This window comes from Phocaeicola vulgatus ATCC 8482, assembly GCF_000012825.1.
GTDB classification, from domain to species: Bacteria; Bacteroidota; Bacteroidia; order Bacteroidales; family Bacteroidaceae; genus Phocaeicola; species Phocaeicola vulgatus.
Genome location: NC_009614.1, coordinates 1,221,900 through 1,245,414 on the forward strand (window position 1 = coordinate 1,221,900; position 23,515 = coordinate 1,245,414).

Below are 23,515 nucleotides of genomic sequence, written 5' to 3' on the forward strand. Positions count from 1 at the left end.
ATGGAAGCATTAACGGCATTACAATGGGCAAAAGAGGGTTATGTACCTAACGCTGATGCGGTAGGTGAAGAACGTTGGACTAATTGTTTTCACGGGCAGAAAGCAACATACTACAAAGACAACGAAGTTCACAAAGACTCTGAAACTGCAAAGGACATGCTTAGAGCTAAACGAAAAGAGCACAAAAAAGCATCAGATAAAAGGGACGAGAAGCGAAAAAAAAACATGGCTTATCGAGAGAACATGAAAACAGAATGGCAGTGGCTCCAGGAAGGTAGGATACCGAATCCGAATGCACGGTGGGAATATGGCGAGATTCTGAACAATACATTCAACGTGTGCAGTTACGGCAGCAAATATTGCTATTGTCATATTGATGAAACACATATATCCAAAGATAGTGAAGAGCTACAGAAAGCCATTTTTGATTTTCAACGGAAATAGCTGGATATGACTATAAACGATATAGAAAGGAATGAATTATGAATAAAAGAACAATTCAAATAGATGTTATCGGTACGATAGAAGAAACTGAATTAATGAAATGTAAATTGTATGTTGATGGTCGTGTGTGTGTAATCGGAATGTCACGATATGACTATGAAGAGTTAATGCGAGAAAAAGTGTTTATCCGGGATGGTAAGAGCGTTGATTCTGCTGGTGTGATAAACACGACTAACACTTTCGTTGAAGATGATTAATATTAAATTAAGAATGAGTATAGAACAAATTATATTCAACCTTCTCAATAAGAACGCTCATACATGGGTTAGATATTGGCAACAAAAGGAGATGTCAGGTTTAACAATGCCCGGAGAATATATTGAGATAAGGACTTTTTTCTTATCAGGCATCGAACTTTCTGATTTTTTAGAAGCCAGATTCAAAATCAATAAAATACAATCTCAAAAAATAGATGCAGATGCCTATTGTGACATTCTGCTAAATAAAACCGATTAAAAATGGAAATACAAGGAAAAGTTATCGCCGTACTTCCCATAAAGGATGGGGTCGGCAAAACTTCCGGCAACGAGTGGAAGAGCCGGGAGTTTGTCCTCGAGACGGAGGAAAGCAGACCGCAGAGCCTGTGCCTGCAGCTGATGAACGCCAACATCGACCGGTATGCGGTTGAAGCCGGCCAGACTGTGCATGTGAAATTTGACTGTTCCGCCCGCCAGTGGGAGAACCGGTGGTTCAATACCCTGACGGCCTGGGAGGTGACCGTCATCAAAGCAAAGGAGGCATGAGAATGAATACGGGAAAAAAGCTGTTTCTGTGTGCGGGACTGCTGGCATTCTTCCTGTCGGTATCGGCACAGTCCTACTCATTGCGTACCAATGTGATCGGTCTGGCAACGACCAACCTGAATCTGGAGGCTTCCATGACGCTGAACCGTAAATGGTCACTGCACCTGCCCGTGCAGTACAACCCGTTCAAGTTCGGCCGCAACCGGCAGTTCCGCAATTTCTATGCGGCCCCCGGAGTACGCTACTGGCTGCTGGAAAGCTACATGGGCGGATTCATCGGCATGTACGGTACGGCCGGCACCTACAGCGTGGGGAACCTGTTCGGCAACAAGTACCGCTACGAGGGGGAAGGCTACGGAGTAGGTTTAAGTATCGGGAAGGCCTACCAGATAGGCAGGCGCTGGAACCTTGAATGGGAAGCCGGTGCGGGTGCCGTATGGCTGGCTTATGACAAATATCTGTGCAAACGCTGCGGGGACCTTGTCGGACAGGAGTACGGCTGGCATTTTCTTCCGACCCGTGCAGCTCTCAATGTCGTGTATCTTTTTTAAGCGGGAAGGATGAGGACTACAAAACGTATCATACCGTTTGCACTGCTCTCGGGCCTGCTCCTTTCCTGCGGATCGGAGCACCGTCTGGCACGCGTGCGCATTTCGCAGCCCGGGGTGAGGGAGGCGACAACGGATACGGCCTGCAAGGTGCCGGAACAGATAGCATGGACAGACGACAAGGGTGAGCGGCATATCGTCACGCGGGCCGAGAAAGACAGCGTGACCGGTGAGGAGATCACTTCCGTGGAACTGTCCGAAATTACCGTTATGGCCAGAAGCAAGCAGGTGGCTGAACGCAACGGGAAGATAAACCTGGATTTTGTCGTAACGGTTCCGGGAGAATTGGTCAGCAACAAGTGGCAACTCCAGCTGGCCCCGGTGGCCTACAAGCCTTCGGATACGTTATACCTGGACAGGATCTTCCTTTCAGGGGCTGACTTTGCCAAGATGCAGAAAAGAGGCTATATGCGCTACCAGGCGTTCATCAACTCCATTATACCCGACAGCCTGTACCTGCAGAAACTGTTCGATGGGAAAGGCTACAGGAAGGCGCTGGCCGAACTGGAAGAGGAATACTTCCAGGCCTGGAAGCACGAGGTGCTGCAGAAAGAACGCTGGATTGACTGGTCGGACAAGGCCAATGCCCGGTTTGCCCTGTTCAACTGGCGTGTCGAGCAGAACCGGAGAGCCATCGCCGGCTACAATTCAATCCTGGAGCATCTTCCCGCCTACTGGATGACCAGGGAGCTTGAAGGGAAATATATCCCTTCCAGATGGAGGATGTTTGCCGAAGGCGGATATAAGATCCGTACCCGGAGCATCTCCCCTGAAGATTCCGCCGTCATCACGAGGCGTTTCACCGATTACGGCAAGATGGCGGAGAACCAGAAGAGAAAGGAACAGGCCGGTGCCATGTATGACAAATATGTGCGTTTTCCGTATGAGCCGGCCCGTCTGGATACGGTCATCCGGGAAGGGAACAAGTTCGTCTATTACTACAAGCAGGAGCTCCCGGCCACGGAAAACACGAAAAGGATAGATCTGACGCTTGACGGACTGATCCTTTCCAAGGACGAGACACGTACCCCGCTTCCGCCGTCGGACACGATCACCTATTTCATATCGAGCATGGTGCAGTTCCTTGACCGGACTCCCCGCTATAAAAAGAAGATTGTCACCCGCAAGGACGAGGTAAGCCTGCGCGCATACGTGGCCTATAAGACAGGCAGTACCGAGTTCCGGGAGGAAACCGGAAACAACAGGTCGGAAATCGACAAGGTGTTCAAGGCGATACGGAGCATAAACTATACAGGAGAGTTCCTCATAGACAGCGTGCTGATGACCGCGACCTCATCTCCGGAGGGTGATGCGGGGATGAATCTGTTCCTGTCCAGGGGACGTGCGACGGAACTGAAGAAGTACCTTGCAAGACGTACGGAGGATACGGAAGGCGTTGACACCATCTTCCGCCCTGCATGGCGGGGGGAAGACTGGGAAAGGCTGCGCGGACTTGTCGCAAAAGACGACACCCTGAGACACCGGCCGGAACTGCTCCGGATCATGGAGGAAACAAGGAATCCGGACATCCGTGAGCACGCCCTGAGAAAATATCCGGAGGATTACAGGAGAATCCGGGAAAAGCATTATCCTCTCCTGCGCGGAGTGGAATTCCTGTTCCATCTCCACCGGCGGGACATGATTCAGGACACGGTTGTGATGCCGGTCATCGACAGCACCTATATGGCTGCCGTGCGGATGATAGAGGACAGGAGGTACAAACAGGCTCTTGCCCTGCTGGACGAGCACTACCCGGCAGACTATAATACCGCTGTCTGCCTCATGTCGCTCGGCTATGACGCCCGTGCGCTTGAGATCATGCGGGAACAGCGGGACACATCAGACCGGAACTACCTGCTCGCCATCCTGTACAGCCGCCTGGGGCGCAAGGAGGATGCCGTCAAGTCATATGTCAGGTCATGCGACCAGGATGCCGGCAAGATATGGCGCGGACGGCTGGACCCCGAAATAAACACGCTTATTGAAACTTATAATTTATACAAAGATGAATATTGACAGAAAAGTACTGGTACTTGCGTCATTCCCCGCAATAATGCTCGGCGGCTGCAATTTCAATGAGGACTTCTGCATCCGGGAAGGAGAACTTGTAGCCTGGTGCGATTTCAGCGGAATAAAGGAAAAGCCGCCTGTCCCCCAGGAAAGACACGTCATCCCTTTCGGAACGGATGTGCCGTATTCCGAAGGAACAACGTTCACACAGGATACACTCCGCTGGAGCCTGCCCCAGGGGGCATACAGGTTCCTGTTCTATACGGGGAACTATGAACTGCTGGACAGGAATGACTATCATGAGACGCGTCTGTCCGTCCGGACTGACACCATTGACGGGGAGGCGCACATTTCAGAGGTACAGAAATTCTGCTGTTCCTCGGCCTTCAGTGAAAGGCTTGAATACCGGAATCCCAAACGGGTAAGGATACAGCCTGCGGCTTTTGTCCAGAAACTGAACATAAAGATTAACGTGTCCGGCAACACCGTACCGTTGTCCGGCTTGAACTGTACCCTTTCGGGAATCTCTACGGCCAGGTATCTGGCCTCCCGTGAAAGGACCGGAACCGCAAGTGCGACCGCCTCCTTCGCAAAGAAGGCCGACAATGTATGGACGGCGGGCCTTTATGTGTTCGGATTCAGTCCGGCGGCAGAGAACATTCTTGCCGTAGAGGTTCTGATGAAGGAGGAGGACTCCGTATTCAATGAACGGCAGTCAGTTGACCTGACCCCGTATCTGCGGGGATTCGACGGTGACGAGATCTCGCTGGAGCTGGACCTGCACATCGGCAGGGAACTGGAGATTGGCGGGCCGGTCATCATCCCGGACTGGGAGGACACCCCCGAAACGGAATTTCCATAAGACTATAATTATAACAAAACCAAATCAACAAGAAAAATGAAAACAAGAATTATGATTTCGGCAGCGGTAATTGCCGCCGGGATGCTGGCTTCATGCAGCAACAAGGAAATAGTGGACGAACAACCGGAAATAGACGGGGTTTCAGCCTCCGTACTGAATATTGTGCCGACAGTCGGCACGGACACGAGGGCCGGCTTCGTGCCGAAAACCGAATGGGCGGTAAATGACGCCATGGGGCTGTTCATGTACAAGGCCACCGGATGGGGGGACGTCTATCCGCGTTATGACGCGCAGAACAACAAGTCCACAAAAACAGCGGCCGGATGGAGCCAGGCAAAACCCGTCTATCTTCTTTCGGACAAGGCGACGATATGGGCGTATTACCCATACAACCAGGCCGTCGCTGACGGTACCAAAGTCCCCGTTCCCATCAATGCGGGAACCTCTGTCGACTACATGTGGGGAAAGAGCACAAACCAGGTGTCGGTCATTGAAACGGATGCCGTCATTCCCATGAAACATGCATTGTCCCAGCTCGTCATCCGTCTGAAAGTTTCTCCGGAATATCATAATGACGGCAACCTGACATCCGCGAAACTGAAATCCAAGGCGGCCAAGTTCGGAACCTCGGGGACAATGAACCTGAACGACAACGGAAGGATCATCTTCTCCCCGACATCCACGGAACTCTCATGGACTCCCAACACGACCATTCCGGCACAGGGGAACCCGTCGGTAGACTTCGCCGCCGCAATCTATCCCATGAGCCTGGCATCCGGAGAAGTCAGCATGGAGGTCGTCATCGACGGGGCAACCTATACCTATTCCATTCCCCAGATAAGCTGGGAAGCCGGAAAGAGATATATCTATTCGATAACGATGCGCTCCAATGACGCGGAAATCGGAGGCGAGAACGGACAGTCCGTAACCATCGAGCCATGGGGTTCAAGCGAATCCGACGTAACGCTTGTACCGGTCAAATAAATTACAGAACAACAGGGGACTCCGGTCCCCGTCCTAAAAAAACAATCATGGTAAAATCAATAACAACGATAATCTGCGGCTTCCTTGTCCTGCTGTCCGTATCCTCCTGCCGGAAGGAACAGGAGGAGCCATGCCCGGAAAACGGCCGTGTCACCTTTACCGTCGCCCAAACGCGTGCCACCCAGGAAGGCACGTTCGAAAAGGGAAACTCCATAGGCGTATTTGCCATCGAGCCCAAGACCGGCGTGTACTGGGCCACAAATAACAAATACACCTATGACGGCCGGGCATTCAAACCCGCAACGGAAGAGGACAACATCATTGTGACGGTGGGGACCGATCTTGACTTCTATGTATATTATCCTTTCAAGGAGGGGCAGACAGACATCACCGCCATATCCCATGCCATAGGAGACCAGCAGGAAAAGTCCGGATGGCTTTCAGCCGATTTCCTGACAGCGTCCTATACGGACGTAATACAGGACTATACGATACCGCTGCATTTCGAGCACCGGCTGTCGACCGTGGAGGTCCGGGTGGAAGGAAGCGACCGCGTGGACGGCGCCCGTATGGAAAATGTGAAATACGGCAGCCGGTTCAACCTGCTTACCGGAAAAACCGTTACGGACGAGACCAGGGGAAGCTATGCTATGTACAGGTACAGTTCCGGGAACCTCACCACGGTATTCCGGATGACCATACCCGCCCAGACCCTTACGACAACCTCCAATTACATAACCCTCACAGGAACCCCGGACATGAAGCTGCGCGGCACTTCCGACATGACCACCGAACCCGGCAGAATCCACAACTACCGGATAGATTACAAGATACGGATAACCGTCCTTGACTATCCGCAGGGTGGAAGCACCACAGGTGCGGGCCTGTACGACATGGGAAGCACCTGCACGGTCACCGCGTCCGTGAACGGCGGTTATGAGTTCGCAGGATGGTACGAGGACGGCAGGATCGTGTCGAATGACACACGGTACAGTTTCGAGGTACTGTCGGACCGTACACTCGAGCCCAGGTACCGTAATTATGGCGGCTGGTCGGTCACCCTGACGGCAAATCCCTCCGTCATCGGCTGGCAGGGCGGCAGATCTTCCCTTGTGGCGGGAGCCTCACGCGGAGTGTTCGTCAACGGAGTGGCAGAAAACACACAGACGGCTGTCCCCTCCCTCAGCGGAGGAGCAGAAGGATTCCTCCTTTCAGGGAATACGGTGACAGTGTCGGAAAACCCGTCAGGCTCATCCCGGAGCTGTGTGTTTACGGCAAGTCACGGAGGAAGCTCGGCCACGGCCACAATCACCCAGGAGGGATCTCCGGTAAGCTATTATTTCAGCTATGCGGATGGCGGAACCAGCCATACCGAATATCCGGACGACTCATCGGCCGGCTCATTCATTTTGGACATAACAAGTTACAAGAAGACGGGCAACTCTACAAAAGCCCTTTCCTGGAACGCATCCGGTGACAGCTGGATTCATGTGAACGGCTCATCGGTAAGCTATGACGAGAATCCGGCAAAGGAAAGGAGGACCGGTCTTGTGACCCTCAAACAGGATGAAAGCGGCAAAACGCTGTCATTGAAAATTGTACAGCCGGGAAAGACTTCCATTGACATCGAACAATAACAAAAAATCAATTGAATGCGGTTATGAAAATAGACATATACAAACCGGTTGTCCTGTTCCTGCTACCGGCAGTCCTTGCGGGCTGCTCGGGTGAACGGGAGCCCTTCCCGCAGGGCGGGAAGGCCGGACTGAGGATAGAGAGCTGCTCCAGCCGTGGCGGAACTGACGGAAGTCCCACCCTTGTGAAAGATTTCGGAATGGTGCTGCTTGACGATACGGGCGGCGGTTATGCCGGAGCCGTAAACCCGCTGCATGTAACATACGGGGAAGGCTGGATCTTTCCGGAGGTCACACTCACGGAGACCCCCTGCAGGCTGTTCGCATTCTCCCCTTTCGCCGCCATCCCGGGAAAGGAGCTGCCCCTGAGCCTGGTCCCCCAGACCGACTACCTGGCATCCGGGGAGATACGCCTGGACTGGCAGAACCGGTCAGCGGACATAGGGATGGAACACCTGCTCTGCCTGCTGGAATTCACCATAGAGGGCAGCAGCGCGTGCACTCTGAGTGTGGAGGGGGTTCCTACAGGCGGCACTTATGACCTTGCCGGCGGCAAACTCTCGGCAGGGGAAAAAGGAACGGTCCCCTCGGATGGGAACACCGTCCTTCTGCTGCCGGGCAAGGCGGGAAACAACAGGGTCGTGATCCGTTTTCAGGAGAACACATACGGCTGGCTGCTGCCGGCCGTCACCCTGGAGGCCGGAAAAAGATACGGATATGCATTGTCCCTGGGCAAAGAAGGGGGACTCATTCTCTCCGGTGTAAGTGTCCGTCCCTGGCAGGAAGGAGAAGACTATAACGGAACTATCAAACCTAACAAATAATAACAAAATGAGAAATTTTACAGAAAAAAAATTGTTTCTGACTGTCATGTCTGCATCATATACACTCCGGGGATTCGCCCAGGATGCCCGGGGAGCGATCAATGATGTCCTGGACAGTTTTACACTGCCCGTGTTCGGCGGTTTTATGCTTGGAGGTATCATTCTGGGCCTTATCCAGCAATGGGACAATATCATCGACAAGGAGAACAGGGGCACGCGAAAGGAAGGATTCGTCGCACTGGGCTGGTATGTCGGCTTTGCATTGCTGGCCGCAGTCGTGGTGTCCGCCGTAAAGAGTGCCATTTCCGGTATCAGCCTGTCGATATGAGATACAGGATCAGAAAAGGACTGGAGAGCCCCTGCATGATACGGGGGCTTCTTTCCGGGGACTACTGGATATTCGTCGGCTGTTGTTCCGCCGCTTTCGTCCTGTTCTTCCTCGGCATCCGTGCGGGGATATCCGCAGGCAACTGGAACCTGCCGGTCCTGGTGCTCGTCATCTCGCTGCCCACCCTGCCGCTGCTTCTATACAAGCTGAAAAGAAAGGCACGGCCCCAAAAGTTCAAGGAGACGGGAAAAGAGATAAACATCAGTAATCTGGACATAAACAGGGTATTAACAAAAAAGGAGCATAATGAAATCAGAAGAGGCATACAGCATACTTGACATTGTCAGTGAATCGGAGGGACAGGGCGTCGTCCTGACCCGCAGCGGCAGCATATGCGTTTCTTTCGAACTCCGGGAACCGGAATGCTATTCCCTGACTCCGGAGGATATCGACAGGAGGGACGGCATGTTCCGGGAAGCCTTCAAGTTTCTCCCGGACGGCACATATGTGCACAAACAGGATGTGTTCCTCAAGGAAAGGTACTGTCCGGACATTGCCGGCGGTTCTTTCCTTGACCGGGCCGATGCGCGGCATTTCCGGGGACGACTGTATGTCAGCCATACCTGCGTCATGCACTTTGTACTTTCCGGACTCAAAAGTCTTGAGAAGGCCTACATATCCTCGCCCCTGTCCTATAAGGAGAACCTCCATAAGGAGGACCTCGCCAGGCTCGATGAATTCCTCGAGGGAGTTGACAACGCCGTCGGCATCATCCGGAGCATGCGTGATACGGAGATAGCCCCGATGTCAGGGCAGGAAATGCGGGACTTCACGGCCGGATACACCACCCTGTTCGACGCCCCGGGGGCGGTTGTGGACATACATGCCGACACGGAACTCCGCACAGGAAAGAAACGGGCACGCTGTTTCGCCGTCTGCGATGAGATCTTTCTCCCTGACGGCAGCCTGGATTCCTGTGTACGGGACGACTCCCTTCCTCCCGCCGGCTCCCTGCTGTACCATCCGATGCTGGAGCGGCTTGGGATGTACCTGCCGTACAACCACATCGTGAACCAGGTGGTTTTCTTTGAGGGGAACGGACGGCTGCGCGAGCGGATCGCCCGCAATATCGACATTTATGGAAGCAATTCCGGCATGAGCAGGTCCATCAAGGTACAGTACCAGAAACTGGACGAGCTCCAGCAGGAAATCCTTGAGGAGAACGAGACACTGGTACGCAGCTTCTTCTCGGTCTGTGTGTTCGACGAGTCGGAGGCCGAACTGGAGAAGGCCGACAAAAAGATCAGGGAGACGCTCAACCTGGCCCGTCTCGGGTATTATATTCCCGGATATGAGAACCTGGCTGCGGTGCATTTCGCCTGCGTCCCCGGCCAGATCCACCTGATGCCGCGGAAATACCTGTTCCTGACCACCCTGCCCATAGCATTGTGCTTCTTTCTCCAGTGCGGCAGTTTCAGGAATGACAGCGAGGGCATCTATGTGCATGACAGGATGTACCAGGTCCCTCTGAGAAAGGACATCTGGGATGCGGGCAAGAAGAGGGTCAACGCCCGTAACGGGATGGTCATAGCCGGAACCGGCGGCGGCAAGTCCGCCTTTACCCTGAACCTTACCCAGCAGCTCATCGAGCAGGACTATACGGTCGTGGTGGTCGAGTTCGGAAAGAGCTTCAGCCAGCTCTGCAGGCTCTATCCGGACATCTCCCTGCACGTGGACTACGACGGCAGGACGGCGCTGGGCATCAACCCCTTCGACCTGCAGGGGGAGGAACTGGACAACGGAAGCATCGAGATGCTCTCGGGGGTCGTGCAGAAATACTGGAGGCACATGTTCACAAAGGACGAGTCGGAGAAGGAGGTGGCCCTCACCCGTTTCATCCAGGACTATTACGAGAATGTCCGTGAAGGGCACAATTTCGAGAGTTTCTACAACCACGTGACGGAACATTACCCCGAGATTCTGGCAAGGAAGCACATCCCCAAAGATTATTTCTCCCTGGAGTCCTTCAGCCTGAACTGCGGCGAGTTCCTGCCCGGCAGACGCTACGAGAACGTATGCAAGGATACGGGAACGGACTTCTCGGGAAAGAGGTTCATCGTGTTCGAACTGACGCAGATCAAGCAGGACAGGTTTCTGAGCAACCTCGTGATGGGCATGATATTCACCGTCATACAGAAGAAGCTGCTCAGTGACCGGAGGAAACGGGGCGTCCTGATCTTTGACGAGTACGGCGAGACCGCGCAGATGGTCGATACGGCCACGGGAACCGGGATACACAGCTCCGTGGCCTTCTGCTATCAGAAGATCAGGAAGGAGAACGGGGCGGTGTACACCATCATCCAGAATCCCGACCAGCTGCCGGAGAACGAGCACACAAAGAACATCATAGCCAATACGGACATGCTGTTCGTGCTCCCCACCAAGGAGGTCATCTACCAGTCCGTCATAGACAGGTTCAGGCTGACCCATCCCGGACAGATAGCCCTGATGAAGTCCATGAGGAACAATTTTTCGGGACAACGGCCCTATTCGGAGTGTTTCATGCGGCTGGGGGAACATTACGCCACCGTCACCCGCCTGGAGTTCTCAAGGGAGAAATTCCTTGCGTTCCAGACGGAGGGGGAGATATGGTCGGACCTTGAGGAGAAGAACCGGAGGATGTCCATGGAGGACGCCATAGAGGAATATATAAGGGAACATCAATAAGAAATAAGAAACAACAAAAACAAGAACAAATGAAGAAACTACTTTTATCCATGCTCGTGCTGATGACAGCGGCAACCGCATCCGCACAATGGGCGGTGGCGGACGCGCCCAACCTTGCACAGAACGTCAAGAACTTCTCGGAACTGCAGAAACAGGTGGGCTACCTGAAGGAGCAGAAAGACCGGCTGGACGAGACACTGGACATGATGCGCAAGGTCAACTCCGTCATCTCCAGCTGTGAGACCGCCAAATCAATCATAGAGAGACAGGGAAGACTGTCAGAGAAGTGCATAGACCTGGTGACGAACAAAAAACTGGGCACGTCAACCCTGCAGACGCTCACATCCAGCCTTGACCTGGTCATGCTCAACAACACACGGCTCATCAGCCTGTCAAGGACCATACTTTCCACAAGCGTGAAGATGAACGACTCCGAGCGGCTGGCCGTCCTGCAGGAGATAGAGAGACAGACCATCGAGCAGGAAAGGAAGGTCTCGAAGGTATCCCGGATCATATCCCAGTATGAAAGACTGAAAAGAGCCCTGAGATAATATGGAAGAGGCATACAGCAATCTGAACAACGCATACCTGCAGATCAAGGGGATGATAGTGGTGGAGGGATTCTATGCCCTTGTTGCCGGATTTGTGATTACCACCTTTGTATTCAAGCTTGCGGGTATCATCAAGGAGATGGTTCACGAAGGCAAGGGATTCAATGCAAAACAGTTTTATGAGCTGGGCAGGGAGTACATCCTCTGCATAGCCCTCATCTGCATCATGCCCGTGTTGCTGGACACGCTTGAGACCGTACTTGCATACGCCGCGGACAGGCTGATGGAGTCGCTCGCCGCCGGAGGGGTCTACAATCCGGACAATATCTGGAAGAAGCCGATCGAGCAGCTCTTCGACGACCTGATGAACAGTGACATCATCGACATAGCGGTCAACGGGCTGGACACGGCCTTCGACTCCCTGCTGGCGGGAGCGGTGGGCAGTTTCGGGGGAGTCGCATACGACTACCTCATGCTGGTGTTCCTGTGCACGCGCTACCTTATCCTGATACTGCTCGAGGTCATATCGCCCCTGGCGATAGCCTGCCTGTACAACAGCGACACCCGCAGTTCCTTCTACACATGGGCCAGACAGATGGTCGGGTGCTACATGCTGTATCCGGGATTCATCATCGCCAGCGTGTTTTCTGATCTGATTGTAGTGAACTATGTACAGCAGCGCCCCTGGTCAGTAACGCTCATGGTGATATTTTCCTTCCTGCTGAAACTGGCGATGCTCGCCACGGTGAAAGCAACGGTTAACAAATGGTTATAGCTGATATGATGGACATAAAGAACATACTTAAAGATTTCTCCCGCCTGGCGGAAGCCAGAAAGAACCATACGTTCCGCACCAGGCTGGTATTCATATTCTGCGCCGCCACAATAGCGATGGTGCTGTTTTTCAGCTACAGGGTGGTGAACAGCGCGATGGACAAGATCCTGGTCGTCAATGAAGGCGGGGAACTGCTCCGCTTCAAGGCCATGCAGCAGGATCTGCTGTATGAATCCCTTTTAAAGAACCACTGCTACCATACGGCCTATTATCTGAACAGTTTCGACAGGCTCTCCCTGCAGGAGAACCGGGCACGCGCCCTGTTCCTGGTCAACAAGCCGGACGCGAACACCATATTCGCCAAATACCAGGCTGACAGGGGGTATGGCGACGCCCTGGAACTCGGAGTGGTCTACAGGACGGAGTTCGAGAAGATGCTCTCGGTATCCGTCAGCGGGGAGGAGTATCACGTCACCTTCTCGTCAGTCCTGAGCATCATCAACGGAAATGATGTCAGAAAGATACGGATTCTCAGCGAGGGCACCGTCATACGTACCACGCCACGTTTTCCGGAGAACACTTCCGGATTTTTCTTCCGGACATACAACCAGCAATACGAGATGCCATGACAAAAACTGAAAGGAGCAGAATAGTGGCGCTGGGGGGTATAGGAGCCGTGATCATCCTGCTGGTATGGGGGATCATCGCCACATTACCGAAAAAAGAGGACGGCAGGGAGGGAGAAGTGAGGCTGCGCTCTGAAATCAAGGACAATTTCACGCTCAAGGACATGCTCGGGAGTGTGGAAAAGGAAATGGAGAACCGGAGAGAAACCCCCATGCCCGGTGGAGGAAATTACGGAATGGATGAACCGGAGGACACCGTTTCCCCGGAAAGCGAGATACAGCGCATCCGGGAACTGATCAGACGCAACGAGCAGACCCTCGGAAGCGCTCCGCTTTCCGGGACGGAACAGCCCGCCCCCTCCCCCTTCAGGGAGAAGGAGGAGACGGACGGTGAGGAGGAGAAACCGGGGAAGACGGAACCGGAGGACACGGTCCCCGAAGAGACTCCCCGGAGAGGATTCAACAGCGTGCGCCTTGTCCGGCAGGACGAGAGGAACGTCATACGGGCATTCGTACATTCCACACAGACGGTCATGGTCGGAGCGACGCTGAAGATGCAGCTGGCGGAGAACTGCCTTACGGACGACGGACAGCGCATCCGCAAGGGGACACCGGTGTTCGGGGAGGTGACCGGAATCGACGGGGAACGGGTGCTGGTCAAAATCACCTCGGTGAATCTGGCAGGGAACATACTTCCCTTTGAAAAGGAGGTGTATTCCGAGGATGCCATGGAAGGCATATACGTTCCGGGAAATGCCAAGGCGGAAACCATCAAGGAGGCGGAAGCCGCGGGTGTCAGCGGGACGAACACAAGCATTTCCGGGGGACTTGACATGGGAAGCCAGATAGTGGCGGGCGCGGCGAACAGCGTCATCAACGCGACCAAGTCGGCCGCAAGCAAGAATATCCGAAAGATAAAGGTGACCATCAAGACGAACTACCGGATACTGCTGAAGGATGCGAAAAAATAGAAATACAGATTAAATAGGAAAGGATAAGGACAATGGCGAAAGTATATGTGGCAAGCAGCTGGAGCAACGAATACCAGCCACGGATCGTGGCTTTTTTAAGAGAACGGGGGCATGAGGTGTACGACTTCAGGAACCCTGAAAGAAAAACAGACTTCCGCTGGTCGCAGATCAGCGGGAACTGGGAGAAGATGGAGACAGACGAGTACCTGGACGCGCTGGAGCATCCGCTGGCAGAAGCGGGATTCAGGTCGGACTTCGATGCCATGCGGCAGGCCGACGTATGTGTGCTTGTGCTCCCCTGCGGGGCTTCAGCACATTCCGAAGCGGGATGGATGAAGGGGGCCGGAAAGAAAGTGATAGTATATCGGAACCGGCCGCAGAGACCGGAACTGATGTACAAGCTCTTTGACGGGATATTCCCAACGGCTGCGGATGTGGCACGCTTCCTGAAGGAGTTTGATGAAATGAATAATCATGCAGTTGTATGACATGGAAAAATTCTGGTACTATGCACTTTCTGCCCTTCTGGTTATCTGCCTGAATGGATATATCCTACTCCTGTTCTCAGGGAAACTGGAAAATTTCATTCTCAGTATCGGGACTTTTGTAAAGAAGGCCATGCGAAAAATTAAAAAGTATTTAAAGGGGAAAAGGCATCCGCTAATCAGGAAGTGAAGTGCCTGTAAACTATTATAAACGGACTCTGAAAGCGACAATAACGAATGATGAAAAAAAATATATGAAATGAAAGAATTTTGGAACAAACCAGAAGGGTGGGAATATATTCTCCCCATTCTTTTCGGAATCTGCTTAAACGTATTCATTATGCTCTTTTTTACAGGAAGGCTGGAAGACATCCTAATAAAATGTTTGGAATATCTAGAAGCACTTAAATGGAAAATAAAAAGAAAAATGAAAAGACATTAGTAATAGATTTCATTTTTAGAAATCTTTTTCTCTTTGAAAGCGGCTATTGCCCCTGTGATAATGAGAAACAGATATTCTAAAAACAGTACTATGCATAATGATGCTAGCGGAGAAAAAAAATCCACCGATAAATATATAAAAATACATATCACAATGGCACAGGTTAACAATATCATGGGAGTATAAAAACAGGCAGGATATCTGACAGGTCCCATAATGGAGAATGGAAGTCCAAGACCCAGGTATAGGGCAGAACTGCCTAATGTGAAAAAGATCTGTTCATATACGGAGAGCTCCCGAAAAAAATGGGTGAAATAACACAAAAATGGATACAACATGAAAGTACATCCCAAAAAGCAAATAAGGATCTTGACATAAACGGAACCTATTTCAAGATCTTTCAGTAACTGGTTGTAATTTGTAGACATGACGGTTGCTTTTAATTAATAACTGAATTGCAAAAGTAATAAAATCCCGGCAAACTGCTTTTATAGGCTATTTGACTGGGGATAATATTTAGTAAGAATGAGACAAAACCAAGTTTACATCACAGGGATACTTCTCCTGATTCTTCTTTCAGGGAAAGCCCAGAGGATCAAGGAGCTTCCGGCAGTGCTTCTGCCGATTGGATGCGGAGAGTCCTCATGTCCATGTGACGGGACATGCCCTGATAATTAGCTACTCCGGTAAAAGACAAGGACTTGGCAAGCCTTGTGTACCTGTAAGCCATTATAAACGGACTCTGAAAGTGACAATAACGAATGATGAAAAAAATGTATGATATGGAAGAATTCTTATCGAAAAACGGCTCTGTGACCATCTTACTTTTCTGCTTTCTTCTCACCCTTAATATTGTTTCCCACATTTTGGGCTTTTGGAAGAGTTACTATGAATATTCAAGGAAAAAAGAAGAAGGCGTCAGGAAGGGACCGGACAGATGCAAAGAAGCGTCCATGAAATAGATTTGCATGATATCAGGGAGAGGAAAGCCCGGTTGACGGCGTGACACGCTTCCTGAAAGAGTTTGACAGATTGAATAACTTAAAAACTGTATGACATGGAAGAACTTTGGAACAAGCTTGGGGCTTGGGGATATGCTGTCCCTATCCTTATGTTACTCTGTTTAAATATACTCTTGTTTACTGACATCTTTGAAAAGATTATAATAAGATGTTGGGTATATCTGGAGAATATCATAAGGAAAAGAAAAATGAAACATCCATGAAATAAATTGCATGATATCAGGGAGAGGAAAGACCAGCCGTCGATGTGGCACGGTTCCTGAAAGAGTCTGATCAAATAAAGAATTAAAAAAACGATGTGATATGGGAATTATTTGGGAAAAAGCAGATTACCTGATCCGACTATTATTCATCATAGTATTAGGAATTGCATGTATACTTATAGTGATAGCCCCTCTTTATGGGGCACGGAACAATCAGCCGGAATCTGGGTAGGAAGGCGGAACCGGAGGACTGCCTGAAGAGGACAAGGGAAAAATGAGAAAGAAAAAGAATGAAAATGAAAATAAAAACTAAAGCAAAATGGAAAACCTGTTGAGCCATGCCGGCATTTTCTTCACAATGGCTGCCGTACTGACATTTGAGGCAATCCTTCTCCGTCTGGCTTCAGAACCGGAAGGCGGGCGGGAAGTGAAGGCACGGAAAGGGGAAAGCCACCTGGGGGCATTCATACGTGAGAACTGGTACTGGCTGCTGTTGCTGTTTTGTGCGCTAGGAGCGCTTTGCTGTGCAATACTGAGATCCTGCATGATATGAATCAACAGGATACCTTCATTGCTTTTTGGTGGCTGACTGTGTGCTTATGGGCTTCTCCGCTTTCTTGCAAACAGTATATGAATACGCGGATTTTATAAGGGAGTCAGTAATGTGCATTGTCTTTCTCTCCTTTCTTTTCCTTGAGTATGGAAATGCCACCCGCAATGAACTGCAGCAGATACATTACCGACAGAACGGTTGAGAATAGCTTGAAACGGTTGCACTCCTCATTCAGAAAAAATAAACAAATGAAAAGACTTATCATTACTGAAGAGGAAAGCATCGCCAAAGGGGTATAGAGTATCCTTGGATACCTTACCGGACTTATCGCTGAAAGAAGAATTCCGACCCCCGTATACAAAGCGGAACTGCCCGATGTGAAAAGTACCTGTTCGTATACAGGAAGTTCCCGGAAAAAACAGGTGAAGTGAAAAAAGGTCGGGTACAGCATAAAAGTACACCCCAAGAGGCAAATAAGGATCTTGACATAAGCGGGACCTATTTCAAGATCCTTGAGCAACTGATTGAGATTTGTATTCATAAGCAAACAACTTTAAAATTAGCATACAAAGATATAGAATTGAAAGAAAACCATGAAACCGAACAGAATTTACATAACAGGACTGTTCCTGTCCGTTTTCCTTTCAGGGAAAGCCCAGAGGATCGAGGAGCTTCCGGCAGTGCCCCTTCAGATCGGGTACGAGAAGACCCTGCACCTGATATTCCCTACCGAGGTGAAGTATTACAGTATCGGCGGTGACTATGTCATCGGTGAGAAAGTCGGGAACTGCCCGGAGATCATACGCCTGAAAGCGGCCGAGGAGAATTTCCCGGGTGAGACTACCCTGTCGGTGGTGACAGCCGACACGAAGTTCTACTCCTATGCCATCAGCTATAACGCCCACCCGGTGGAGAGCTATGTGCGTGTGGACGGCCAGGCACCCGCGCCCCATACACTGCCGGTGGGAAAGGACAGGCAGATGTTCCTCATTTTCCCGGCCGGAATCACCTATGTGGACTATGGCAGTACAAATGTGGAGGTTGAAAAGGCCGAGGGAGTGGACAACATCCTGGCAGTGAAAGCCACCGGAGAGTTTACGGAAGACACGAACATCTCGGCAGTGGTCGAAGGGGGGAAATTCTACACTTTCAATCTCCATTATGCCCCTTTCCCGGAACGTTTCAGCTTTGTCATTGACAAGGAAAAGACGCAAAGGGTGGCCATCCTTGACGAGAGGGAACGGTCAAGCGAACAGAAGGAAAGGATCAGGCAGGCAATCTCGAAGAGGATTCCCCTGGACCTGGGACTGAAGGACAAGAACGCCGGCATGGAGTTCGAGGTCGGAAACATCTTCATCGACGGGGACATCCTGCTGCTGCGAATGACGCTGACAAACCGCACACAGATAGGCTATACGACGGATTTCATGCGGTTCTATATCCAGGATGCAAAGATTCACAAGAAGACGGCGGTGCAGCAGATCGAGCAGAACATCCTGTTCGCTTTCGACTACCCGGAGGAGATACCTGCACATGAGAGCCGGACGTTCACGGTGGCCATGAACAAGTTTACCATTCCTGACAAGAAAAGGCTCATCATCGAGATCCAGGAGAGAAACGGCGGCCGGCACTTTCTGTACAAACTTAAAAACAAGTCACTTCTGGGAGCGGAGGAAGTGTTCAGAAGCCTGCAGGAGCAGAAAACGGAAGATGAAGCGGACAGGATATTAAGGAGGATATCCAGATGAAACTGCTGATGCTCATATTGTTCTTCCCCTTTTCTTTCGAGGGGGAAAACGGAAGGGAACTGCTCGATACGGCACTGGAAAAATGCAGCCGTCTGGAAAGCCTGGAAGCTTGCCGGGACATACTTTACCGGTACGGGGTGGCAGACAGGCTCCCTCTGTCATGTCCCCTGAAAGACAAGTTCAGGATAAGCAGCCCGTATGGAGGCAGGATTCATCCCATAACGGGAAAACATAGTTTTCATTCGGGAGTCGATATGGCGGTGGAGCTGGCCGCACCGGTCCATGCCACCGCTTCCGGTACGGTCGTTTTCGCAGGAAGGAAGGGAGGCTATGGAAGATGCGTCATCATACGGCATTCCTACGGCTTTGAAACGCTTTACGCACATCTGGCAGCTTACTATACGACGGAGGGCAAAAAGCTCGGGAAAGGGGCTGTTATCGGCTTTGCCGGGAGCACGGGCAGAAGCACAGGCTATCATCTGCATTATGAGATAAGAAAGAACGGTAGAACTATAAAACCATACTGGTATGGATATGACAATTCAGGAAGAGATTGAACAGCTTGTATTAAGATGCATCGCCGCCGACGGGCTGAAGGCATGCCCGAAGGATATTTCCTTTCTTGAGAAATACAGGCTGAAGAACCTGTACTTCCTCTCCGTGAGGTATCGGATGGAAGGAACTGACTGCCCGGAACTTGACCGGAGGGCGGAGGGGCTGATCAGATGGAACATTTATTCCACGGATTTCCCGCTCCTTCGCCGGGTGTATGCCAGGGAGGGAAAGGAGGCGTTGATGAGATGCCTGTACCTGGAGGAGGGGTATTTCCGCAGATTCCTGGAACAGACCGGACTGGAGGAGAGGATATGACGAGCCTTTCCGTTGTCAGCTACATAGAACGGATCAACCGGATGTACAGGCTGATCCGAAAGGAAAGTACCGGCAGCCGTGCGGAACTGGCCGGCAGGATGCGGGTGAGTGAACGGACCGTCAGCAACTACCTGGAGGAACTCCGGCTGATGGGGGCTGACATAAGGTTCAGCAAGACACGCAATACTTATTATTTTTTCAACCGGTTCGTGCTTTATGCGACGTTCGAAGCCCGCATCGATGCCGACGTGCTGGACGATAAGAAAAAGAAATGATACATACAATTATAATAAACCTTTAAAAAAGAATGAAGTATGAAACAAGTTAAATTTTTACTGTTGGCGGCGTTCGTGGCCATGTTCACAGGCTGCCAGAATGAGGAGATAATGGAACAGGATTCTGAAAAGGACGAACCGGTCCCTACCGGTGATACACGTATCATCATCGAAGGCGAGGGGATGCTGGAAACCTCAGCCCGCTCTTCAGACGGAAGGGTTGATTTTACCGGGGGGTATGCCACTGGAGCAGGACTGTATGACGGACGCAAAAATGTTCCTGTTGAAGCCCATCCTGATGCAGGATATGAGGTGAACTATTTTTATGGAGGGCCGGCTAATCAACCTAAGAAATACGATTATGCACAATCCGGGACTTCAGAGTTCGATGTTGACTTAGGAGGTCAGGACCATACTTTCCATTGTGGATTCAAGGAAAAAAAACGCACACTGACGATCAATGCAGGTGAAGGCGGAACAACTAATCCGAAAGGAACAATGGAATATCAGGTGGAAAAGCCGATCAGTATTACGGCTACTCCGGAGAGTGAGTATGAATTTACAGGCTGGACAATTATAGGTGGTGATGTAACTATCGAAAATCCAGGCAGTTCAACCACTACCGCCACCCTGCATGGTTCCAACAGTACTATTACAGCCAATTTCAAGCAATCCATAAGAAGTATCACAATTAATTTGGATAGATTTTACAGCTCAACTTCAAGTACGAACAGTGGTAAAAGTTATGAATATTTGACCGTGTCATCCACAGATTGTTCCGGTATAGTATGCAGGATATATGGACAGACCAAAAATGACATGGACAATATGGATGAAGTAAGCTATCCTGTGCAAATAGAGCAGAACCAAAAGGTTATGTATGCATATTCAGAATGGGAAACGATTAACCAGGATGGAGATACACGAGAGAAGAGTGCCACTCCGCAGTCTTTTGATATTATAATAGACAATGCTGTGGTTCTTTCAAACGTCAAATCACCATCAGGCAAGCAAACTCTTGATTTCAGTGAGTTTGATGGTAAGGAAATATCAGGTATTGGATATAAGATAACTTTCCAATTCACTCCCCATTGGGAATAGAAACAATAAAGAGAATGGAACAAAACCGAATATCCGAGAAAGTGAAGGATTATAATAGATAAATATGAAATAGCCCTGTCATTACTCTAAATGAGAGTGTGGCAAGGCTATTCTCATTGCAGACGAAAAGGAGTAAAAATCGGATTGGAAGAACTTTTAGAGATTTTATTGATAAAAACATCTTTAAACTCCTTATGCAAATAAATAACAGAATCTTTTTCTACCAGGCGAGGCACATTATTATAAGATGTTATAATAATACATTTTGATAGTATAACTTTTCTATACTATCATTAATAATCACATATCTTAGCCGATCTGCCATTTCTTTTGGTACAACTGGGCAGTTATGAGCTTTCTACAGAGTCTGCTGATTATTCTCCATAGACTTTCCTGTGCGAAGCTTAGGCGGCAACACTGGCCATAAATCGTACGGTCCTAGCGGTAATTACCGACTTTTCGTTACACTAAGCCATGTCGTAGCAAAAAGCCTTTGATAAGGGATTTCGTCTTGCACAGGTTATCTTGAAGCAGATATACGGAGGAAGTGCTTGCTGGAATCGCCTGTTTACGTGAAGCATATCATCGGAGGAAATACTATTCGGATTCGTTGTAGGGAAATAGGAAAGAGATTCGCTTCAAATGAGAATCGGAGCGGTTTTTTGTAGCAGACAGTGACCGGATATTTTATCCAACTACTGCCACAGTCCGTAAAAAAGAAGTATGGGTGCAATCTTCTGAGGTACTCCATCCCGTAGCTATGCACTATAATTGGGCAGGTACTACTCACAATAACCTTTTTCCTAGGTTCGGTCTGCTAGTGACTCCTTTTCGCACCGACCATTGGCAGAAACAGGGAACAGAAGACTCAGATTAAAAGCGCATGAAGAGCACAAAGAACGGAAGATTATCTCGGATAAATTTCAAGGCTAAGGTAATCTGACGTTCCACGGCTTTTTCTGTTATGGCACACTGTTCTGCTATCTGCTTATTGCTTAGGTGCAGTTCGCGGCTCATGCGGAAAATACGTTGCCGATTAGCAGGTAGTTGGACTACTAGCTTATCAATATACCTCTTTAAATCCCGTGCATCCAGTTCTTCTTCTATACTATAACCTTCTTCCATGCTTTGCAATACAGTCATTTTAAAATTGAGTTCATTAAAATAACGCCTTGAATAATTAAATATGATGTTGCGGGTAATAATAAAGAGATAACCGTCAAAATTCTTGCTGTTGTCAAAGGTTTCTCTTGCCTCCCAAACATGCAGAAAAACGTCTTGCACAGCTTCTGAGATTTCGGAAGAAGAGGTCAAATAGAGCCGAGCAAAATGATAAACCTTTTGCCAATAATGGTTATACAGCCAGGCAAATGCTTCTTCATCACCTGCCTTCATTCTATTTAGTATCACTTTCTCTTTCATTTATTTAGGAATACAACCACAAAGTTATAAAAATTAATTAATTAAAAAATGATTAATTAAAAAAAACTTAAGCCTTTTATTTGACTAAACGGTAAAAAGGCACGTTTACGTTCTTTTTTTCAAGTGGTGTTAAAAACAACTACTTTTTTTGATTTTATAAGCGCAATGACATATAGATATTTATAAAATTCTAATCAGAAAAATATTTTTTTCAAATCCGATGTGGGGGGAAAAGGGTTTCAGGTGTATTTATTATAGATGCACGTAAAAAGATATTTATAGGTATGAAAATTGATAATAGAAAAACGTTCATAAAAAGATTGCTCTCAGGGACGATGTCCAAAGAGCAACGCAAGATATTTATCCAATTGGATGAGATAGATTTTCAGCTTAGAAAACAATGGGACGAAGCGGGCAATGAGTCCATTGATTGGCAAATGAAAGAGCAAATTTGGAGAAACATCAAAAATAAACAAGATAATAAAAACCGAAGATTCTTTCAAATGTTTCCCAAATGGCAAATGATAGCTGCAACGGTGACCCTCTTGTTGATCACGTCTGCTGGATTGTGGTTTGCCAAACAACAAGCCGGTTGTGTGAATGACTTTATTGAAGTGACTGCACAGGAATCCCAACTGTACACATTGCCAGACAGTTCGAAAGTATGGATGCAGAAAGGAAGTAGTCTGCGATATGCCAAGGCATTTCTCAAGGACCGAAAAGTCTGGCTGAAGGGGAATTCATTCTTTGAGGTAATGCGTCAGAATGGGGTTCCATTTCAAGTCTACATTAATCAGGGCATGATAGAAGTAAAAGGAACCAGCTTTGATATTCACCAGAATCAAAACCAGCAGACAAATGAAATTATTTTGTTTTGTGGAAAGGTGGATTTTACAGCGGAAAATCATGAAACCATTGAAATGCAACCATTTCAAAAATTAACATATTATATTAAGAAGGATAATATAACAAAGGAATGGTTGAGAAATATTAAATACAAAAATGGCAGTCTTCAGTTTACGAATCTTCCCTTGAAACAATTGATTGAGACAATCAACAGCAGGTATAACAGTAACATCAAGTTGGAAGGAATCAACCTTAAACAACAGTCTGCCTTTACAGGAAAAATCCGCTTAGAAGAATCACTGAAAGATGTCTTACAGAAAATTTGTTATAGTCTTAGTCTCGAAATGAAAGCAAATGGTAATGAGATAATTATTTATAAAAACAATCATTAAAACAAGTAA

At 49.3% G+C, this 23,515-nt stretch carries 26 protein-coding genes; 25 read left to right on the plus strand and 1 reads right to left on the minus strand.

Going from position 1 to position 23,515, the window contains the following annotated elements; translation table 11 throughout:
• From BVU_RS04650 to BVU_RS04790, 24 genes are all read left to right on the plus strand, one after another.
• A complete protein-coding gene (locus BVU_RS04650) occupies positions 1 to 444 on the plus strand; it encodes a hypothetical protein (RefSeq protein ID WP_011964941.1) in 444 nt (147 codons plus the stop codon).
• A 38-nt stretch (positions 445 to 482) separates the two neighbouring features.
• Positions 483 to 701, plus strand: a complete 219-nt coding sequence (locus tag BVU_RS04655) for a hypothetical protein (protein WP_011964942.1) — start codon at positions 483 to 485, stop codon at positions 699 to 701.
• Positions 702 to 714: 13 nt separating this feature from the next.
• Positions 715 to 960, plus strand: coding sequence for a hypothetical protein (locus BVU_RS04660; protein ID WP_041174515.1), 246 nt, complete (start codon positions 715 to 717; stop codon positions 958 to 960).
• Between the two features lie 2 nt (positions 961 to 962).
• Entirely contained in the window at positions 963 to 1,247 is a 285-nt protein-coding gene (locus BVU_RS04665; protein ID WP_008670593.1) for a DUF3127 domain-containing protein, read from the plus strand.
• A complete protein-coding gene (locus BVU_RS04670) occupies positions 1,244 to 1,798 on the plus strand; it encodes a DUF3575 domain-containing protein (protein WP_008670592.1) in 555 nt (184 codons plus the stop codon). Before BVU_RS04665 ends, BVU_RS04670 begins: the two co-directional genes overlap by 4 nt.
• A 9-nt stretch (positions 1,799 to 1,807) precedes the next feature.
• Complete coding sequence (locus tag BVU_RS04675; protein ID WP_011964944.1) at positions 1,808 to 3,871, plus strand: tetratricopeptide repeat protein; 2,064 nt, start codon at positions 1,808 to 1,810, stop codon at positions 3,869 to 3,871.
• Complete coding sequence (locus BVU_RS04680) at positions 3,861 to 4,727, plus strand: hypothetical protein (protein WP_011964945.1); 867 nt, start codon at positions 3,861 to 3,863, stop codon at positions 4,725 to 4,727. Before BVU_RS04675 ends, BVU_RS04680 begins: the two co-directional genes overlap by 11 nt.
• A 36-nt stretch (positions 4,728 to 4,763) precedes the next feature.
• Positions 4,764 to 5,711 (plus strand): fimbrillin family protein, encoded by a 948-nt coding sequence (locus BVU_RS04685; protein WP_011964946.1) that lies wholly within the window; start codon positions 4,764 to 4,766, stop codon positions 5,709 to 5,711.
• 47 nt (positions 5,712 to 5,758) lie between these two features.
• Positions 5,759 to 7,348, plus strand: a complete 1,590-nt coding sequence (locus tag BVU_RS04690) for a fimbrillin family protein (RefSeq protein WP_011964947.1) — start codon at positions 5,759 to 5,761, stop codon at positions 7,346 to 7,348.
• Positions 7,349 to 7,371: 23 nt separating this feature from the next.
• Positions 7,372 to 8,169, plus strand: coding sequence for a fimbrillin family protein (locus BVU_RS04695; protein WP_011964948.1), 798 nt, complete (start codon positions 7,372 to 7,374; stop codon positions 8,167 to 8,169).
• Between the two features lie 7 nt (positions 8,170 to 8,176).
• A complete protein-coding gene (locus tag BVU_RS22500; protein WP_041174407.1) occupies positions 8,177 to 8,497 on the plus strand; it encodes a hypothetical protein in 321 nt (106 codons plus the stop codon).
• The gene (locus BVU_RS04705; RefSeq protein ID WP_032949216.1) at positions 8,494 to 8,835 is read left to right on the plus strand and encodes a hypothetical protein; all 342 of its coding nucleotides are present in this window, start codon (positions 8,494 to 8,496) and stop codon (positions 8,833 to 8,835) included. Before BVU_RS22500 ends, BVU_RS04705 begins: the two co-directional genes overlap by 4 nt.
• Entirely contained in the window at positions 8,804 to 11,224 is a 2,421-nt protein-coding gene (locus tag BVU_RS04710) for a conjugal transfer protein (RefSeq protein WP_011964950.1), read from the plus strand. The genes BVU_RS04705 and BVU_RS04710 overlap by 32 nt, the downstream gene beginning before the upstream one ends.
• A 29-nt stretch (positions 11,225 to 11,253) precedes the next feature.
• Positions 11,254 to 11,775: a conjugal transfer protein TraI gene (locus BVU_RS04715; RefSeq protein ID WP_011964951.1), complete on the plus strand. Its 522-nt coding sequence runs from the start codon at positions 11,254 to 11,256 to the stop codon at positions 11,773 to 11,775.
• 1 nt (position 11,776) lies between these two features.
• A complete protein-coding gene (locus BVU_RS04720; RefSeq protein ID WP_011964952.1) occupies positions 11,777 to 12,550 on the plus strand; it encodes a hypothetical protein in 774 nt (257 codons plus the stop codon).
• Complete coding sequence (locus BVU_RS04725; protein WP_228680734.1) at positions 12,541 to 13,179, plus strand: hypothetical protein; 639 nt, start codon at positions 12,541 to 12,543, stop codon at positions 13,177 to 13,179. The genes BVU_RS04720 and BVU_RS04725 overlap by 10 nt, the downstream gene beginning before the upstream one ends.
• Entirely contained in the window at positions 13,176 to 14,147 is a 972-nt protein-coding gene (gene traM / locus BVU_RS04730; RefSeq protein ID WP_011964953.1) for a conjugative transposon protein TraM, read from the plus strand. Before BVU_RS04725 ends, traM begins: the two co-directional genes overlap by 4 nt.
• 32 nt (positions 14,148 to 14,179) lie before the next feature.
• Positions 14,180 to 14,635, plus strand: coding sequence for a hypothetical protein (locus tag BVU_RS04735; protein ID WP_011964954.1), 456 nt, complete (start codon positions 14,180 to 14,182; stop codon positions 14,633 to 14,635).
• A gap of 1,983 nt (positions 14,636 to 16,618) precedes the next feature.
• The gene (locus BVU_RS04760; protein ID WP_008670649.1) at positions 16,619 to 16,852 is read left to right on the plus strand and encodes a hypothetical protein; all 234 of its coding nucleotides are present in this window, start codon (positions 16,619 to 16,621) and stop codon (positions 16,850 to 16,852) included.
• A 593-nt stretch (positions 16,853 to 17,445) separates the two neighbouring features.
• Entirely contained in the window at positions 17,446 to 18,600 is a 1,155-nt protein-coding gene (gene traN, locus BVU_RS04770; RefSeq protein ID WP_011964960.1) for a conjugative transposon protein TraN, read from the plus strand.
• A complete protein-coding gene (locus BVU_RS04775) occupies positions 18,597 to 19,157 on the plus strand; it encodes a M23 family metallopeptidase (protein ID WP_011964961.1) in 561 nt (186 codons plus the stop codon). The genes traN and BVU_RS04775 overlap by 4 nt, the downstream gene beginning before the upstream one ends.
• Positions 19,129 to 19,470: a hypothetical protein gene (locus BVU_RS04780; protein WP_008670646.1), complete on the plus strand. Its 342-nt coding sequence runs from the start codon at positions 19,129 to 19,131 to the stop codon at positions 19,468 to 19,470. Before BVU_RS04775 ends, BVU_RS04780 begins: the two co-directional genes overlap by 29 nt.
• Positions 19,467 to 19,745 carry an HTH domain-containing protein gene (locus BVU_RS21025; protein WP_224205299.1) on the plus strand — a complete coding sequence of 93 codons (279 nt, stop codon included), beginning with the start codon at positions 19,467 to 19,469 and terminating at the stop codon, positions 19,743 to 19,745. The genes BVU_RS04780 and BVU_RS21025 overlap by 4 nt, the downstream gene beginning before the upstream one ends.
• A 39-nt stretch (positions 19,746 to 19,784) precedes the next feature.
• Entirely contained in the window at positions 19,785 to 20,846 is a 1,062-nt protein-coding gene (locus tag BVU_RS04790; RefSeq protein WP_011964963.1) for an InlB B-repeat-containing protein, read from the plus strand.
• An 873-nt stretch (positions 20,847 to 21,719) separates the two neighbouring features.
• Here the strand turns inward: BVU_RS04790 and BVU_RS04795 are convergent.
• A complete protein-coding gene (locus BVU_RS04795; RefSeq protein WP_011964964.1) occupies positions 21,720 to 22,268 on the minus strand; it encodes an RNA polymerase sigma-70 factor in 549 nt (182 codons plus the stop codon).
• A 284-nt stretch (positions 22,269 to 22,552) separates the two neighbouring features.
• Between BVU_RS04795 and BVU_RS21030 the strand changes: the two genes are divergently transcribed.
• Positions 22,553 to 23,506 carry a FecR family protein gene (locus BVU_RS21030; RefSeq protein WP_011964965.1) on the plus strand — a complete coding sequence of 318 codons (954 nt, stop codon included), beginning with the start codon at positions 22,553 to 22,555 and terminating at the stop codon, positions 23,504 to 23,506.
• Positions 23,507 to 23,515: the final 9 nt, after the last annotated feature.